This window comes from Variovorax defluvii, assembly GCF_039541515.1.
Taxonomy (GTDB): domain Bacteria; phylum Pseudomonadota; class Gammaproteobacteria; order Burkholderiales; family Burkholderiaceae_C; genus Variovorax; species Variovorax defluvii.
In genome coordinates, this window is sequence record NZ_BAABGJ010000081.1 from 287,474 (window position 1) to 300,416 (window position 12,943).

At 68.7% G+C, this 12,943-nt stretch carries 9 protein-coding genes and 1 pseudogene; 2 read left to right on the forward strand and 8 right to left on the reverse strand.

Annotation, left to right across the window (positions count from 1 at the left end):
- Window positions 1-30: 30 nt before the first annotated feature.
- Window positions 31-1,578: a recombinase family protein gene (locus ABEA07_RS26925; protein WP_345541765.1), complete on the reverse strand. Its 1,548-nt coding sequence runs from the start codon at window positions 1,576-1,578 to the stop codon at window positions 31-33.
- A 12-nt stretch (window positions 1,579-1,590) separates the two neighbouring features.
- Between ABEA07_RS26925 and ABEA07_RS26930 the strand changes: the two are divergent.
- Window positions 1,591-2,460, forward strand: a pseudogene (locus tag ABEA07_RS26930) (YifB family Mg chelatase-like AAA ATPase); the annotation flags it as partial.
- 190 nt (window positions 2,461-2,650) lie between these two features.
- On the opposite strand, the gene ABEA07_RS26935 reads toward ABEA07_RS26930, so the two are convergent.
- A complete protein-coding gene (locus tag ABEA07_RS26935; RefSeq protein ID WP_345541766.1) occupies window positions 2,651-3,760 on the reverse strand; it encodes an ABC transporter substrate-binding protein in 1,110 nt (369 codons plus the stop codon).
- A 277-nt stretch (window positions 3,761-4,037) separates the two neighbouring features.
- Window positions 4,038-5,219 carry a fumarylacetoacetate hydrolase family protein gene (locus tag ABEA07_RS26940; protein ID WP_345541768.1) on the reverse strand — a complete coding sequence of 394 codons (1,182 nt, stop codon included), beginning with the start codon at window positions 5,217-5,219 and terminating at the stop codon, window positions 4,038-4,040.
- A gap of 326 nt (window positions 5,220-5,545) precedes the next feature.
- On the opposite strand from ABEA07_RS26940, the gene ABEA07_RS26945 reads away from it, so the two are divergent.
- Entirely contained in the window at window positions 5,546-5,872 is a 327-nt protein-coding gene (locus ABEA07_RS26945; RefSeq protein WP_345541769.1) for a hypothetical protein, read from the forward strand.
- A gap of 177 nt (window positions 5,873-6,049) precedes the next feature.
- On the opposite strand, the gene ABEA07_RS26950 is transcribed toward ABEA07_RS26945, so the two are convergent.
- From ABEA07_RS26950 to ABEA07_RS26970, 5 genes are read right to left on the reverse strand one after another with little or no spacing between them, the layout of a single operon-like run.
- On the reverse strand, window positions 6,050-9,787 hold the full coding sequence (locus tag ABEA07_RS26950; protein WP_345541771.1) for a molybdopterin cofactor-binding domain-containing protein: 3,738 nt from the start codon (window positions 9,785-9,787) through the stop codon (window positions 6,050-6,052).
- Window positions 9,784-10,263 carry a (2Fe-2S)-binding protein gene (locus ABEA07_RS26955; protein ID WP_345541772.1) on the reverse strand — a complete coding sequence of 160 codons (480 nt, stop codon included), beginning with the start codon at window positions 10,261-10,263 and terminating at the stop codon, window positions 9,784-9,786. The genes ABEA07_RS26950 and ABEA07_RS26955 overlap by 4 nt, the downstream gene beginning before the upstream one ends.
- Before the next feature lie 16 nt (window positions 10,264-10,279).
- Window positions 10,280-11,005, reverse strand: a complete 726-nt coding sequence (pncA, locus tag ABEA07_RS26960; protein WP_345541773.1) for a bifunctional nicotinamidase/pyrazinamidase — start codon at window positions 11,003-11,005, stop codon at window positions 10,280-10,282.
- A gap of 30 nt (window positions 11,006-11,035) precedes the next feature.
- Window positions 11,036-11,770 carry an ABC transporter ATP-binding protein gene (locus ABEA07_RS26965; protein WP_345541774.1) on the reverse strand — a complete coding sequence of 245 codons (735 nt, stop codon included), beginning with the start codon at window positions 11,768-11,770 and terminating at the stop codon, window positions 11,036-11,038.
- Window positions 11,767-12,570 (reverse strand): ABC transporter ATP-binding protein, encoded by an 804-nt coding sequence (locus tag ABEA07_RS26970; RefSeq protein ID WP_345541775.1) that lies wholly within the window; start codon window positions 12,568-12,570, stop codon window positions 11,767-11,769. Before ABEA07_RS26970 ends, ABEA07_RS26965 begins: the two co-directional genes overlap by 4 nt.
- Window positions 12,571-12,943 lie beyond the last annotated feature (373 nt).

Sequence of the window (12,943 nt, forward strand, 5' to 3'; positions counted from 1 at the left end):
AGCATCTCGATTCCACGACGTTCACAGGCCCTAAGTGGCCGGCATCGCATAGGTCAATCGGGTCTCACCACCCTGCTTCCACCCCATCACAAGATCGCCGTTCACGTAGTCCACCGTGACACGTTGCAGCACACGGCGCATCGCAGCATTCGCACGCGGAACATCGAGACTCGCAGGGTCACCTTGCAATGCGCCTTCAAGGTCCGCAAGCGCTTTGTCTACGAAGACGCTTGCAGTTGCTGCGATGCGCTCGGCGAGGGCATCAAGGGCCTCAGCGATGCGGTCGCGTTCCAGTTGCAGCGTGTCGAGCCGCTTCCGAATGGCCCGGGACTCGCCGCCCCTACTGAGTTCATCGACCAAGTGTTCCATGCCGGCGTCGATTGCGTCTCGACGACCCTGGAGCTTATGCCATTCGTCGTCTAGGTCGTCCTCGCCTGTTGGTGCGGTCCCGACAATGAACGAAGCGCCCGCGCAAAGCGCCTCATGAATGTTTGAAACGCGGACGGTCTTGTAGGTGCATTCACCCCCAGTCTTTGCTCGGGTACACACAAGGTAAGGCGGACCTGCTTTGGCCCCAGATCCCTTGCTTACTCGGGTCATGCTCGAATGGCACAGCGGGCACTGCGCGAGACCCGCGAGAAGGTGCCTTACGCCGCCGCTGCGAGGTCTTGCGGGCGATCCCTTGCCGGCCACGCCTTGCATCGCCTGCGCCGCCTGGAAAGTGTCCTGATCGATCACTGCGGGGAAGTAGTCGGGAACAGCTTCGCAAGGGGTGCGGATCGTGCGGCCATCCTTCTGCTCCTCCGTGTGGGGCACGAAGGTCCCTACCACTGCCGGGTTGACCAATATCTTGTGGATGTAGCTCTTGCGCCAGAACGCTGCACGGCCGAACGGTGGCTCGGCGGCCTTGTTGAGGCCGGCGGCGATGGCATCCTTCCCAACCCCCCGAAGGTAGTCCGCGAAGATGCCCCGAACGATTTCTGCCCGGTGCAGGATGATGTCGAATCCATCCTTAGCCGGACGGGGCTTTAGCCAAGCTGGCGCGATGCTGGTGAGATTGCGCGTGCCGAGTTGCGAGCGCTTGGACTTCCAGGCTTCCTTGAGACGTGCAGCCTTGGTGGCGCTTTCCGAGTGCGCCCGGATCATGTCAAGAATCGCGAAGATGAGGTCGGCGGGGTTCTCCTCCAAGGTCTTCCGAGAGTAGGCTCTCTCGGTGCCCTGAAGGGTCACCACCGTTACCCCTGCGGTGATGATGCTGGTGAGAAGGGTTTGCGCGTCAAGGATGTGATTGCGGCTAAGGCGGTCGAGCGATTCCACAAGAAGGTAGCTGCCCTTGGGTATGAGCCCGTCCTCAACGGCATTGCGGAAGCGCCGCAGTTCGCCCGTCTCCGCGTTGTCGCCTCGATACGCCGACACGCCCAAGTCCTGGAAGCTGGAGGTGTCCAGGTCAAGCCCGTTGCGGGCCGCGTACTGAGTCGCAAGGTCAGTCTGGCGCCGGTGGCTGTCTCCCTTCATCTGTTCAGGCGTGGAAAAGCGGAGGTAGCTATAGGCCCTGGGGCGTAGTGGCTCCTTTGTCATGGGTCTATGGTACACGGCATGCTGATGGTGGGTCCGCCCGGTTCGGGCAAGTCGATGCTGGCCCAGCGCTTTGCCGGCCTGCTGCCCGCCATGAGCGTGGAGGAGGCGCTGGAGAGCGCCGCGGTCGCCAGCCTGCAGGGCCGCTTCGCGACGGCGCAATGGATGCGGCGGCCCACCTGCAGCCCTCACCACACGGCGAGCGCGGTGGCCCTGGTCGGCGGCGGCTCGCCGCCGCGGCCCGGCGAGATCTCGCTGGCGCACCATGGCGTGCTCTTTCTCGACGAATTTCCCGAGTTCGCCCGCAGCGCGCTGGAGGCGCTTCGCGAGCCGCTGGAGACCGGCAGCATCACGATCGCGCGGGCCGCGCGCCGCGCCGAGTTCCCCGCGCGCTTCCAGTTGATCGCGGCCATGAACCCCTGCCCCTGCGGCTACCAGGGCTCCCCGCTCAAGGCCTGCCGCTGCACGCGGGACCAGGTGGCGCGCTACCAGGGCAAGCTCAGCGGCCCGCTGCTGGACCGCATCGACCTGCACATCGAGGTGCCCTCGGTCACCCCCGCCCAGCTGCTGGAGGCTCCGGCCGGGGAGGCCAGCGCCGACGTGCGCACCCGCGTGGCCCAGGCACGCGAGCGCGCGCTCGCGCGGCAGGGCAAGTCCAACCAGGCCCTGCAGGGCGGAGAGATCGACCGGCATGCGAGGCTCGACACGGCGGCGCTGCAGTTTCTGCACAAGGCAGCGGCGCGCCTGGGCTGGTCGGCCCGCAGCACGCATCGGGCGCTCAAGGTGGCGCGCACCATCGCCGACCTGGCGGGTGCCGAGGGGGTGGAGGCCGCCCATGTGGGCGAGGCGATGCAATACCGGAGAGCGTTGCACGAGACGGGTTGAGATGATGGGCTTCTGGCCGAGTCGCGCCGTGGCCGCCCGATGCGCCGGGCTGCCCGCCATGGCCGTTCGCAAGGCATGACTTCCGCAGCGCCGCATCCCTCCTGTTGAGGAGGCAAGGAAGACGGCTGCCCCCTACGATCGACGAGCTGTCCACGACAGGGAGGAACCCGGCCCGAGCCGGGCGCAGCCGTCAACGCTTGAAGCGCCCGCCGCTGATGATCGACAGGTCGACGTAGTCGATGCCCGTGTGGTCCTGCGGCGAGTAACTCACCTCCAGGCCGCCGCCGACGTCGTAGCGCAGGTCGTTGAGCACCGCCAGCAGCTTCGGGCGCGTGGGCTTGGGGCCGGCCCGGCGCAGGGCCTCCACCAGCACCTTGGTGGCGACGAAGCCTTCGAGCAGCGCCGGCGACAGCTCGATGTCGCCCCGGTTCCTGGCGAGGTCCGAGGCCTCCTTGATCAGCGGATGTGCCAACGCGCGCTCCGAAGGGAGCACCTGCGTGACGATCACGCCGCTGCTGGCGCTGCCCAGCTCCTTGATGAAACCCGAAGCCGCATTGTTCGACAGGGTGACGACCTGCGCGGCCGAGCCGGCCGCGCGCAGCGCCTTGATGCCCTCGCTGACCGCTGTGCCCGAGCCGATCCACAGCACCGCCTGCGCATTGGCGGCCGTGATCTTGGGCACGATGGTCGAGTAATCCGGCTTCTGACGATCGGCCAGGGCCACGAGGACCGGCTTCTGCCCGGCCTTGTCGAAGCCCTTCATCGCGCCTTCCATCACGTCCTTTCCGAAAGAGTCGTCCGCCTGAACCACGGCGATGCGCTGCATGCCCACGGTATAGAAATGCCGAACCGCCCGTTCGGCCTCGCGTTGGTAGGTGGAACGCACGTTGAACACGTGCTTCTGCAGCGGCTTGTGCAACGACATCGCGCCCGTGGAGGGGCCGATCAGCGGCGTCCCGCTCTTGTCCAGCACCGGAATCACCGCCAGCGCGTTCGGCGTGCCGCGGTTGAGCAGCAGCGCCAGCACCTTCTTCTCCTCGATCAGGATGCGCGAGTTCTCGGCGGAGCGCTTCGGGTCCAGGCCGTCGTCGAGCCGGATCACCTCGATCTTCTCGCCGTGGATGCCGCCCTGCGCGTTGACACTGTCGATGACCAGTTGCGAGCCGGCGATGGTTTCCTTCACGCTGGATGCCACCGGGCCAGACATGTCGGCCGACTGCCCGATCAGGATCTGGGCCGCCGCGTTCGCCGCGCCCAGGGCGAGCGCAGCAGCGAAACAAAGCATTCGCACGGACTCCATCGGGTTGCTCCTCCAGTGAAGGCCGGGCGAATGGGCACGGCGCCAATTGTGTTCAATTGTTACGAACTACCGCCGTCTTGCCGCCAGAGCAAACCCTTGAGGAAATCGTCTTAATTTCTTGCCCTGCATCAGGCCAACATGCGACTTATTGCGCAGTTGTGGGGCAGCAGGGCGGTGTCAGCCCGCGCCGGAATAGCAGACGCCGTTCGTGCCGAAGCGATCTTTCACCATCGATCGCCTTGCCGAGCATCCGCTCGGCGAGGCTGCAGACGCGATGTCAGAGCAGCCCGCGCCCGGCCAGGTTGCGCATCAGCGCGCCGATGCCGAAGGACCAGCGTGCCGCCTGGTCGGAATGAACGACGCGGTTCTCCAGCGCGCCCAGTTCGGGCGCCGAGATGGTGACGCGGTCGCCCACCACGTGGGTGAAGCCCTGGCCGGGACCGTGGCGGTCCTGCGTGGGTGCGAACATGGTGCCCAGGAAGAGCATCAGCCCGTCCGGATAGGCATGGTGCGGCCCGATGGCCTGGCCGACCAGGTCGAGCGGGTCGCGGCTGATCTTCGCCAGCGAACTCGATCCTTCGAGCACGAAGCCCTCGGGCCCGGTCACGCGCAGTGCCACCGCGATGCGGCGCACCTGCTCGATGCCGAAGTGCTCGTCGAACAGGCGTATGAAGGGCCCGATCGCGCAGGAGGCGTTGTTGTCCTTGGCCTTGCCCAGCAGGAGTGCGCTGCGCCCTTCGAAGTCGCGCAGGTTCACGTCGTTGCCCAGCGCCGCGCCGAGCGTGCGGCCACGGCTGTCGACCGCCAGCACCACTTCCGGCTCGGGGTTGTTCCACGCCGAGTTGGCATGGATGCCCACGTCGGCGCCGGTGCCCACGGCGGCCAGCACCGGGGCCTTGGTGAAGATCTCGGCATCGGGGCCGATGCCGACCTCCAGGTACTGCGACCAGGCGCCCTGCGCGAGCAGCACCTCCTTCACCTGCGCCGCCTGCGCCGAGCCGGGCACGATGCCCTTGAGGTTGTCGCCCAGCACGCTGCCCAGCGCCCGTCGGATGGCCTCGGCCTTGGAGGCATCGCCGCGTGCCTGCTCTTCGATCACGCGCTCCAGCAGGCTGTCGACGAAGGTCACCCCGCTGGCCTTGACCGCCTGCAGGTCGCAGGGCGCGAGCAGCCAGGGCCGCGATGGATCGCGCTGCGCCTCGTCGCTGTTGGCCAGCGCCACATCCAGCGCCGCGATGCGCGCGGCGTCGGTCCGCAGAGCGTGGCGCACGGCGCCGACGGGGTCGTCGAGTTCCAGCAACTGGCTGACCGTCGGGGCGATCCGCGAGAGATCGTGCAGGCCGCCGTCGTGCACCGCCACCGGCGTGGGGCCGAGATCGGGTTGCCAGAGGCGGCCGATCAGGGCGGCGCGCTCGGCATCGTGTGGCAGGCTGACGGACGGCAAGAGGGTGGCGGGCATTGGTGTCTCCTGTGGACGGAAGTGGCCCGATGCGTCGGCGCCGACTGCACATCGTAGCGGCCGTCACGTGCGCACGTCATAGCCGCTCCAACGACTGTCGCCCAAGGAATTCGCCCAGCCTCGCACAAGGCCGCGCAGGTTCCGGTGACTGGTGGCGATGCGCCGCCATCCAAACGACGAGACGGCGCCGCATCGTCCGCTTGAACAACGGCGGAAGCAACGCGATGACAAGCATGACCGGATAGGAAGCTGGCAGGCGCGGGCTCTCCGATCAATTCCACACGGGACATCTGATCGAGGTCACCCTGGAGGCAAGGCTCTTGCTCATGGCTGCTGGCAGCGATGTCGTGCAACGCGTCGAACCGGCTCTTGACGAAGGCCATCAATCCGGGCGCATGATGCCTGTATTCGTCCGCCGAGATCCGGTCCTCGAAGGCATCGTGGCTGTCGAACACAACGGTCATTTCGTACAGCCCGACGCGGTCAATTCGAGCCTGCGGACGACGCCAAGCGTGTTCGGGTGGCCTCTGGACGTGGTCGCACCGCGCGCATGGCAGCGCTTCGACACAGGATGGCGCCGACTCGAAGCCTTCCGATTCCGCATACCCGCAATGGGGACAGGTGATTTCCATTCTTCTTGCGGCGCCTGGTGAGAGACGCGCCTGCTCCCTTGATGTTTTTGATCCGACGCAGGCTCTCACCCGGATCGACCCGCTCCTTGCTTCGACGGCGACCGGTGGGTCGCTGCGCCGAAACGATAGGACGTCGCGCGCACATGGGCGTGTCAGATCCAGGGGTGCCATCTGACATGGCACCTGCTGCGCGCTCAGTCAGTGCGGCGCCGCACGGACCCGCGCCACCGCCTGCTGCAAGTCCTTCCACGCCGGCTCCTGCGGCGCAAAGCGCGCGCGCATGTAGCCCGCGAGCTCGGCAATCTGCGCATCGCTCAGCGCTTCGCGGAAGGCCGGCATGAAGCCGATCTCGCGCGTGGCGGGCTCGCGCACGCCGTCGAGGATGGTGCGCAGCAGGTTGTCGGGGCGGGCGCTGGTGAGGTTGCTGTTGAGCGCGAGCGGGACGTTGGCGCCCAGCAGCGTGGGGCCGTCGCCGTCGTGGTGGCAGGCGGCGCAGGCGCCGTCGAACATGCGCTGGGCGGGGCCGAGCAGTTGGGCCTTGGAGGCGGCCGCCTGGGCGACTGCACGTTGCGCCTGTGCGGCGGCTTCGGGCACGCTGGTCTGCACATTGAAGGAGGCCAGGTAGGTCGCCATGGCGCGGATGTCGGCATCGGGCACCGCCGCCAGTTCGCGTACGACTTCGGCCATCGGTCCGCCGGCGGTGCCGTGCTGTGGACTGTGTCCATGGCGCAGATAGCGATAGAGCGCATCGGCAGTCCAGGGCACGGCCGACTTCGACGCCAGGGCCGTGAGCGCCGGCGCCTCCCAGCCCTCGACCATCGCGCCCGACAGGAACGCGCTGCCGCCTTGCTCCGCGCCCAGCGCGTTGCGCGGCGTGTGGCAGGCGCCGCAGTGGCCCAGGCCGTTGACCAGGTAGGCGCCGCGGTTCCACTCGGCGCTCTGCTGCGCGACCGGCTGCATCGGCGCCGGGTCGTGGAAGAGCGCGTTCCATCCGGCCATCAGCGGGCGGATGCCGAAGGGGAACTTGAGCTCGGAGGGCGGCGTGGGCGCATGCACCGCGGGCAGCGACATGAAGTAGGCGTACAGCGCCTGCAGGTCGTCGTCGCTGGTCTTGGCGAAGGCGGTGTAGGGGAAGGCGGGGTAGAGGTGGTGGCCGTCACGCGAAATGCCCTCGCGCATGGCGCGCTGGAAGGCGCTGAAGGACCAGCGGCCCAGGCCGGTCTCGGCATCGGGCGTGAGGTTGGTCGTGTAGATGGTGCCGAAGGGCGTGTCCATCGCACGGCCGCCCGCGTTGGGCGCACCGTCCGGCGCCGTGTGGCAGACGGCACAGTCACCGATCGCGGCGAGCGTGCGGCCGCGGTCGATGGTGGCCTGGCTGTAGACGGGGGCGCTGAGGGTGACGGGCGCGATGGTCGAGCGCCAGCCCAGCAGGCCGGCCATGACGCCGAGGCCACCGATCACGAGCGCACTGGCCGTGGCCCACACGGTCCTGGTCCTTCCTCCTTGGGGGGACGGTGGGGATGGGGGCATGACGGCCTGTCCATCGACACGCCGCGCGCCCTCACCCGCTCCCTCTCTCAGAGGGAGAGGGAGCAAGTCAGACGGCTCGGCGCGAGGATTCAGGGCGGCACGGATCACCTCCGGCGTGAACGGCGGCTGCCGGAAGCGCACCCCCGTCGCATCGAAGATCGCGTTGGCGATCGCCGCCGTGCCCGGGACCGAGGACGACTCCCCCGCCCCCAGCGGCGGCTCGCCCGGCCGCTGCATGTGCACGATCTCGATCACCGGCACTTCGCGGAAGCTCAGGATCGGATAGCTGCCCCATTCGCGGCTCGCCACCACGCCGGCGGGCAGCACGCCCGGCAGCGCCTCGCCCGCGGCAGCCTCAGCCTTCGGCGCGAACTGCACCCGCTCCTTGAGCGCCCGGCTGGTGGTCTGCACCACGTTGCCGTGGATCTGGTGCTCGACCCCGGCCGGGTTCACCATCAGCCCCGCGTCGTGCCCGACCACCACGCGGCGCACGTGCACTTCGCCGGTGGTCTTGTGCACCTCGACATCGGCCACCCAGGCCGACCAGGCGGCGCCGAAGCCCGGCCACTTGCTGTGCACGTAGCGGGCATAGGCGAAGCCCTGGCCGAACAGCACGTCGCCGCCGGGTCCCAGGCCGCCGTCCGCGTTTTCCTGCGGACCGGTGCGCATGCGCCAGCCGGCCTTCTGCGCGGTCTCGCGCACCAGCTCCGCGGCACGCGGGTCTTGAAGATGACGCAGGCGGAAGGCGACCGGGTCGACGCCGGCGGCGGTGGCCAGCTCGTCCACGTAGGACTCGTGCGCGAAAGAACTGGGCAGGGCCGAGACGCCGCGCAGCCAGGAGGCCCGCACGATCGGCGCCATGTCGTTGACCTTGACCCGCAGGTTCTCGTAGGCGTAGGGCGGACGCGCGGTGCGGTCGCCCATCTCGAAGGCCTGCGCCAGCGGCTCGACGGTGCGTGTGAGCAGCAGGGCCAGCGTCGGCGCGCCGTTGGAGGGATAGGAGGTCTCGAAGTCGTAGGCGGCCACCCTGCCCTCGGCATCGAGGCCGCCGTTGACCTGCATCAGCTGCGCCGCGCCCTTGGGCTCCCACGCATGCTCCTGCTCGCGCGTGAGCTGCACGCGCACCGGCGCGCCGGCGGCGCGTGCCAGCAGGGCGGCGTCGGCGGCCACGTCGTCGGCGCCGTTGCGGCCGTAGCAGCCGGCCGCTTCCATGCGCACCACGTCGACGGCGACATCTTCCACGCCCATGAGCTTCGCGAGATCGGCGCGCAGCACGTGCGGGTTCTGCGAGCCGGCCCAGACGCGCAGCTGCACGGCCGGCGCATCGTCCGGCTGCCAATGCGCCAGCGCGCAGGAGGGCCCGATGGAGGCGTGCATCTGGTAGGGCCAGACATAGGTGCGCGGCATCGGTTGCGCGGCGCCGGCCAGCGCTTCGTCGACGCGGCCCTCGTCGACCAGCAAGCGCTGTGTCGACGGGTTGGCGCGCAGCGCGCCCTCCAGGTCGTCGAGCCCGGGCAGGCCGGGCCAGGATTTCCAGCGCACGCGCAGCGCGCGCAGCGCCTGCTCCGCGTGTTCCTCGCGCTCGGCCACGATGCCGACGAAGTCGCGGATCACCACCACCGCGCGGATGCCGGGGATGTGGGCGATGGAGGATTCGTCCACCGACTCCAGCGTGTTGCCGATGAAGTCGCCGTGGTCCGCGCCCGCATAGGGCGGGCGTACCACCCGTCCATGCAGCATGCCGGGCACGCGCATGTCGTGCACGAACACCCGCTCGCCCGCGAGCTTGGCCGGGATGTCCACGCGCGGCACGGCGGTGCCGACGATGCGGTAGTCCTTCGGGTCCTTCAGCCGTGCGTCGGCATCCAGCCCCAGCACCGTGCGCCCGCCGCTCACCAGTTCGCCGAAGGGCACGCTGAAGGCCGGGTCGTCTCCCGCGTGGATGCGGCCCTCGCGCACCTCGAGCAGCGCGGGCTGCACGCCGAAGCGCTCCGAGGCCTGCTCCAGCAGCCAGGCGCGTGCCTGCGCGGCGGCCAGCCGCAGCGGCGCCGCGTGGATCTGCAGCGAGGCGCTGGCGATGGTCGCGCCCTGGTTGGGGGCACGCGCGGTGTCGCCCAGCACCATGTGCACCTGCGCCAGCGGCAGGTCCAGCTCTTCGGCCACCACCTGGGCCAGCGCGGTCCGGATGCCGGTGCCCAGGTCCACATGGCCGTTGAGGGCGGTGACGCTGCCGTCGTCCCACAGCGCGAGCAGGATTTCCGGGCCTTCGGCCGGATTGCCGGGGATCGCGGCCGGCTGCCCCTTGGCGGGCGGCGGCGCAGGCGGCGTGTCGCGCACGATGACGAGCGCGCCCTGGGCTGTCAGGAAATCGCTTCGGCTGCGCGGCTGCTCGGCGCGCCGGCTCACGAGACGGCGCCCTCCGCCATCGCCGCGGCGGCGCGCCGCACCGCGTCGAGGATCTCCACGTGGGTGCCGCAACGGCACAGGTTGCCCGAGAGTTCGGCGCGGATGCGCGCCTCACCGGCGTGCGGGTCCCGCGCCAGCAGCGCCGCGGCCTGCATCACCATGCCGTTGAGGCAGTAGCCGCACTGCGCCGCCTGGGCCTGCTCGAAGGCCTGCTGCACCGGATGCCACTTGTCGCGCGTGCCCAGGCCCTCCAGCGTGGTGACGGCCCGTCCGGCCACGCCGTGCGCCGGGATCACGCAGGCCCGCGCGGCCACGCCATCGACCCACACCGTGCAGGCCCCGCACTGGCCCAGGCCGCAGCCGTACTTGGGTCCGTTGAGCCCCAGGTCGTTGCGCAGCACGTGCAGCAGCGAGGCGGCCTCGGGCACCGACAGCGCGACATCGCGTCCGTTGACCGTGAGGGCGAGATCGTGCATCGGGCGGGCGGCTCCCTCAGGCGCTGGTCACGATGTCGGCCGACTGGATGCGCTTGACGCCCTTGGCCTGCATCTGCTTCCAGGCCTTCGCCAGCGAGCCGTCGAGGTCGATGGCGCGGGTCGCGTCCTCGATCACGTAGGCCTCGAAGCCATGCTTGCGCGCATCCAGCGCCGTCCATGCCACGCAGAAGTCGGTGGCCAGGCCGGTGACGAACACCGTCTTGATCCCGCGCTGCTTGAGATAGCCGGCCAGGCCCGTGGGCGTCTTGCGGTCGGCCTCCTCGAAGGCCGAGTAGCTGTCCACGCCCTTGTGGTAGCCCTTGCGGATGATGAGCTGCGCGCTGGGCAGCTTCAAGTCCTTGTGCAGCCCCGCGTCCTCCGAGCCCTGCACGCAGTGGTCCGGCCACAGCACCTGGTTGCCGTAGGCGAGCTTGATGCTGCTGAAAGGCTTCTGCCCCGGATGCGCGCTGGCGAAGGAGGCATGACCTTGCGTGTGCCAATCCTGCGTGACCACGATGTTCTCGAAGGCGGTGGAGAGCTTGTTGATCACCGGCACCACCTCGGCCCCGCCCTTGACCGGCAGCGTGCCGCCGTCGACGAAGCAGTTCTGCACGTCGACCACGATCAGCGCCGACTTGTCGGTGGGCTTGATCTTCCCGGCCGCGAAGAGCGGCGCCGACAGGCCGGCCAGGCCGAGCGCGGCGGCGGATTGGAGAAAGACTCTGCGGTGCGTGTCATGCATGGTTTTTCGCTCCTCGCGTGGTGATGAACCTTAAACAGAAAGGTAGGCGCGCCGCACTTCCTCGTTGGTGGCCAGATCGGCCATCGAGGCGTGGTAGCGGATCTGTCCCTTTTCGAGCACGTAGGCGCGGTCGGAGACCAGCTCGGCGAAATGCATGTTCTGCTCCGACAGCAGGATGCTCACACCCTGGGCCTTGAGCTCGAGGATCATGTTGGCCATCTGCTCGACGATCACCGGCGCGACGCCTTCGGAGGGCTCGTCCAGCAGCACCAGGTAGGGGTTGCCCATCAGCGTGCGGGCCACCGTCAGCATCTGCTGCTCGCCGCCGCTCATGCGGCCGCCGGGGCGCTGCGGCATCTCGCCCAGGTTGGGGAAGAGCTTGAACAGGCGCTCGGGCGTCCACAGCGGCGCCTCGCTGCCGTCGCCCCAGCGGCGCGCGGCCTGGCGGCCGACCTCGAGGTTCTCCATGACGGTGAGGTCGGTGAAGACGCGCCGGTCCTCCGGCACGAAGCCCAGGCCCAGCTTGGCCGCGTGGTGCGGCTCGCACTTGGAGATGTCGTGGCCCAGGAAGCGCACCGCGCCACGGCGCTTGGACAGCATGCCGATCAGCGCCTTGAGCGTGGTGGACTTGCCGGCGCCATTGCGGCCCATCAGCGCCACCACCTCGCCGCGGCGGACCTCCAGGTCCACGTCGTAGAGGATCTGCGCAGCGCCATACCAGGCGCACAGGGACTTGGCTTCGAGCAACTGCTCGTGTGAACTCATGCTTCTGCTCCCACCGCGGCATTCACCGCCGCGGCCTTCTCTGCGATCTTCTCGAAGGTCTTGCCGCTGCCGAAGTAGACCTCCTGCACCTTGGGATGGTCGCGGATCTCCAGCGGCTTGCCCTGCGCGATCAGGCGGCCGCGCGCCAGCACGATCATGCGGTCGGCGTAGGCGAACACCACGTCCATGCTGTGCTCGGTGAAGAGCACGGCCATGCCGCGGTCGATCACGAGCTGCTTGGTCAGCGCCATCAGCGAGTTGCGTTCCTTGGGTGCCATGCCGGCGGTGGGCTCGTCCATCAGCAGCAGCTTGGGCGAGTTGGCCATGGCGATCGCGAGTTCGACACGCTTGACGTCGCCGTAGGCCAGCACGCTGCAGGGGCGGTCGGCCTGGGCCTTCATGCCGACCTGGTCGAGCAAGGCCAAGGCTTGCTCGCGCTTGTGATCGGCGGCGCGGCGCCAGGTGGCGAAGAGCTTGTGGTCGTGCGACAGCAGGGCCATCTGCACGTTTTCCACCACGGTGAGCGAGGCGAAGGTTTCGGCGATCTGGAAGGTGCGGCCTACGCCGAGCCGCCAGATCTCGCGCGGCTTGCGGCCCACGAGTTCCTGGCCGTCGAGCAGGATCGAACCGCGGTCGGCCTTGAGCTGGCCGTTGACCATGTTGAAGGTGGTGGACTTGCCGGCGCCATTGGGGCCGATGAGGGCCAGCAGTTCGCCGGGGGCGAGGTCGAAGCTGATGCCGTCGACGGCCTTGACGCCGCCGAAGGACTTGCCGAGTTCGGTGACTTTGAGGAGGCTCATGGTGATGGGCTGTCTTGCTCCCTCTCTTGCTGGGAGAGGGTGCGGATGAGGGCACTGGGCCTTTGCTTTTGCCTTGCTCGTTGTTTGGCGCGGGAGCTGTTGATTTGCCACCTGGGGCTTTGTTTTTGCCTTGCTGGTTGTGTGGCGCAGGAGCCGGGAATTCGCCCCGGCGGGCGAGTTACTTTCTTTGTCTCGCCAAAGAAAGTAACCAAAGAAAGGCGACCCCACTGCGCGTGTCCCTCCGCTTCGCTGCGGGCAACCTGCGGTGCTCGTGCATCCGGCCCCGCCGCAGAACTCGCTACGCGCCCTTCGGGCGCTGCGCTCAAACAGCTGCGGCGAGTCAGTTCACGAAGCACGCCTGTCCTTCGGCAGG